At 75.0% G+C, this 3,005-nt stretch carries 4 protein-coding genes; all 4 read right to left on the bottom strand.

Annotated features, from left to right (window positions below; genetic code table 11):
- Window positions 1–42 precede the first annotated feature (42 nt).
- From tsaD to tsaE, 4 genes are read right to left on the bottom strand one after another with little or no spacing between them, the layout of a single operon-like run.
- Complete coding sequence (gene tsaD, locus DQW06_RS22205) at window positions 43–1,077, bottom strand: tRNA (adenosine(37)-N6)-threonylcarbamoyltransferase complex transferase subunit TsaD (protein ID WP_117199235.1); 1,035 nt, start codon at window positions 1,075–1,077, stop codon at window positions 43–45.
- A complete protein-coding gene (rimI, locus tag DQW06_RS22200) occupies window positions 1,070–1,546 on the bottom strand; it encodes a ribosomal protein S18-alanine N-acetyltransferase (RefSeq protein ID WP_019609823.1) in 477 nt (158 codons plus the stop codon). Before rimI ends, tsaD begins: the two co-directional genes overlap by 8 nt.
- Window positions 1,543–2,220, bottom strand: a complete 678-nt coding sequence (gene tsaB, locus DQW06_RS22195) for a tRNA (adenosine(37)-N6)-threonylcarbamoyltransferase complex dimerization subunit type 1 TsaB (protein WP_013155047.1) — start codon at window positions 2,218–2,220, stop codon at window positions 1,543–1,545. Before tsaB ends, rimI begins: the two co-directional genes overlap by 4 nt.
- A gap of 10 nt (window positions 2,221–2,230) precedes the next feature.
- Window positions 2,231–2,743, bottom strand: a complete 513-nt coding sequence (gene tsaE / locus DQW06_RS22190; RefSeq protein ID WP_013155048.1) for a tRNA (adenosine(37)-N6)-threonylcarbamoyltransferase complex ATPase subunit type 1 TsaE — start codon at window positions 2,741–2,743, stop codon at window positions 2,231–2,233.
- Between the last annotated feature and the right edge of the window lie 262 nt (window positions 2,744–3,005).

Genomic DNA, 3,005 nt, shown 5'->3' with positions numbered 1-3,005 from the left:
CCCGGCACGGAACCGGTTCCGTGCCGGGGCGTCGTACGTCGGCTACACCGCCAGCGGGGAGCTCACCGGCAGGGAGGTGTCCGTGGCCAGGTCCAGCGTGGACGCGGGCAGGCCCGCCGCCACGACCTCGGCGCCCAGGGCGGCGATCATCGCGCCGTTGTCGGTGCACAGGCGCGGGCGCGGGACGCGCAGTTCGACGCCGGCCTCCCGGCAGCGCTCCTCGGCCAGCGCGCGCAGCGCCGAGTTCGCCGCCACGCCCCCGCTGATGACCAGCGTGCTCACGCCGTGCTCCACGCAGGCGTCCACGGCCTTGCGGGTGAGCACGTCCACCACCGACTCCTGGAAGGCGGCGGCGATGTCGGCGACCACCAGGGGCTCGTCCCGGCGGTCGGTGTCCTCCACGTGGCGGGCCACGGCGGTCTTCAGGCCCGAGAACGAGAAGTCGTAGGTGCCGTCGCCCCACTTGCCGCGCGGGAAGCGGATCGCCTTGGGGTCGCCCCGCTGCGCCGCCTTGTCGATGGGCGGGCCGCCCGGGTAGGGCAGGTCGAGCAGGCGCGCCACCTTGTCGTAGGCCTCACCGGCGGCGTCGTCCACGGTGTCGCCGAGCGAGACCACCTCGGTGGCCAGGTCGTTGACCAGCAGCAGCGAGGTGTGGCCGCCCGACACCAGCAGGGCGATCGAGGGCTTGGGCAGCGGTCCGTGCTCCAGCTGGTCCACGGCCACGTGGCCCACGAGGTGGTTCACGCCGTAGAGCGGCTTGCCCAGGGCCATCGCGTACGCCTTGGCCGCGGACACGCCCACGAGCAGGGCGCCCGCCAGGCCCGGACCGGCGGTGACGGCGATGGCGTCCACGTCCGACAGCTTGGCCCCGGCCTTTTCCAGCGCCCGGTGCACGGTCGGGGTCATCGCCTCCAGGTGCGCGCGGCTTGCCACCTCGGGCACCACGCCGCCGAACCGGACGTGCTGGTCCACGCTGGAGGCCACGGCGTCGCCGAGCAGCTCGCAGCCGCGCACCAGGGCCACGCCGGTCTCGTCGCAGGACGTCTCGATCCCCATGACCAGCGGCAGGTCACTCATGGTTCCCCTCCTCGGCGACGCGCCGCATGACGAGCGCGTCCGCCCCGTTGTAGTAGCCGCGCCGCACACCGATCTGCACGAAGCCGAACCGGCCGTAGAGCCTCTGGGCGCGCGGGTTGTCCGAGCGCACCTCCAGGAACACGTGGGTGACACCGCGCCGCCCGGCCTCGGTGAGGAGTTCGGTGAGCAGCGCGCTGCCCACTCCCCGGCCCCAGACCTGCTCGGACACGGCCATGGTCTGCACGTCGCCCTCGGGCGGGACGGCGCGCAGCCCCGCGTAGCCGACGACGGCGTCCCCGGACACCGCGACCAGGTAGTGGCGCGTGGGCTCGGCCAGCTCGTCCCTGAGCATGCCCTCGCTCCAGGCGTCGAGGGGGAACAGGGCGTGTTCGAGGTCCATGACGGCCGCGACGTCGTCGGGGGTCATCGCGCGCAGGCTCACACCGGTCAGGCCCGGCGTCGGCGTCACTTCACCCACTGGCGCACCTTCTTCGGGGCACCGGGCTCCACCGCGTCCGGACGGCGCAGGTAGAGCGGGTTGGGCGCGGGCAGCTCCTCGCCGCGGCCCAGGCGCAGCAGTGCCAGCTCCGCCATGGCTGCGGCGTCCGGGTGCAGCGGGTCCGGCGCGGCGGAACCGGCGCCGAACACGTCGGCGTACATGCGGGCGCCGTCGCCGACCAGCGCGAGCCCGCCGGTGTCCACCTCGGCGGGGCGGTCCACGCGCACCTCGCCCACGCGGGTGAGGCGGTCGTCGTAGCGGGCCCAGAACACCTCCTTGCGGCGGGCGTCGGTCATCGCGACGAAGGGTTCGGTCCGCCCGGTGGCGAAGGCCAGCGCGTCCAGGGTGGTGACGCCGTGGCAGGGGACGCCGAGGGCGTCGGCCAGGGCGTGCGCGGTGGCCAGCCCGACCCGCAGGCCGGTGTAGGGCCCGGGACCGATGCCGACGGCGACGTGGTCGAGGTCGGCCAGGACGATCCCGGCCTCCTCGGTGAGCCGGGCGATCGTGGGGCCGAGCAGTTCGCCGTGGCGGCGGGCGTCCACGGAGCCGGCGCTGGCGCGCAGCGTGAAGGAGCCGTCGGCGCCGGTCTCGCCGATGGCGGCGGTGACCGCCGGGGTGGCGGTGTCGAAGGCCAGGAGGAGCACGGGTGACCGCCTATCGGGGCCCGGCGGCGGTGCCGGGCAGGTCGGCGCCGGTCCACCGGGCGCCGACGGCGCGCAGGTGGACGGAGCGGGTGTCGTCGGGGTGGCGTTCGATGCGGATCTCCAACCGGTCGTCGGAGAGCCCCTCGGCCACGTCCTCGCCCCACTCCACCACGGTGACGGAGTCGGGGAGGGTCATGTCCAGGTCGATGTCGTCGATCTCGTCGGGCCCGCCGAGCCGGTAGGCGTCCACGTGGACGAGGTCGGGGCCTCCGGTCAGGGAGGGGTGGATCCGGGAGATGACGAAGGTCGGGGAGGTGACCGGTCCGCGCACGCCCAGACCCTCGCCCAGGCCCTGGGTGAGGGTGGTCTTCCCCGCGCCGAGCGGCCCGGACAGGATCAGCACGTCGCCGGGTCGGGCGAGGGCGGCGAGGTCGCGGCCGAGGGTGCGCATGGCGTCGTCGGTGGCCGCGGTGACCTCGCGGACGGTGGCCGCACCTGGAGTGGTTGCTGTCGCGTCTGTCATCAGATTCGCTGCTCGTGGTCTGGGTGGATGGTGGAACGCGGCGCGCCGGGTCGGGGCGTGCGCGGGCGGGGCCGCCGGAGCGCGCCCCCTTCCACCCAGGTTAGGCCGGATGGAGGAGGTCTGTGACCGGATCGCGATGAGCGGTCAGACTCCCGCCGCTGCGCGGGCCGCCGTGCCGTCGCGGTGTGCCGCGCGGTCCGGCGGGACCCGCGTGACCGTGCGGCGCCGGGGCCGGGCCCCGTGCCGCTCGGACGGACTCCGT

Origin of the sequence: Nocardiopsis sp. TNDT3 (genome assembly GCF_003427465.1) — a bacterium.
GTDB lineage: Bacteria > Actinomycetota > Actinomycetes > Streptosporangiales > Streptosporangiaceae > Nocardiopsis > Nocardiopsis dassonvillei.
Note: the sequence above shows the minus strand (reverse complement) of the source record. Positions and strands in the feature narration are given on the sequence as shown.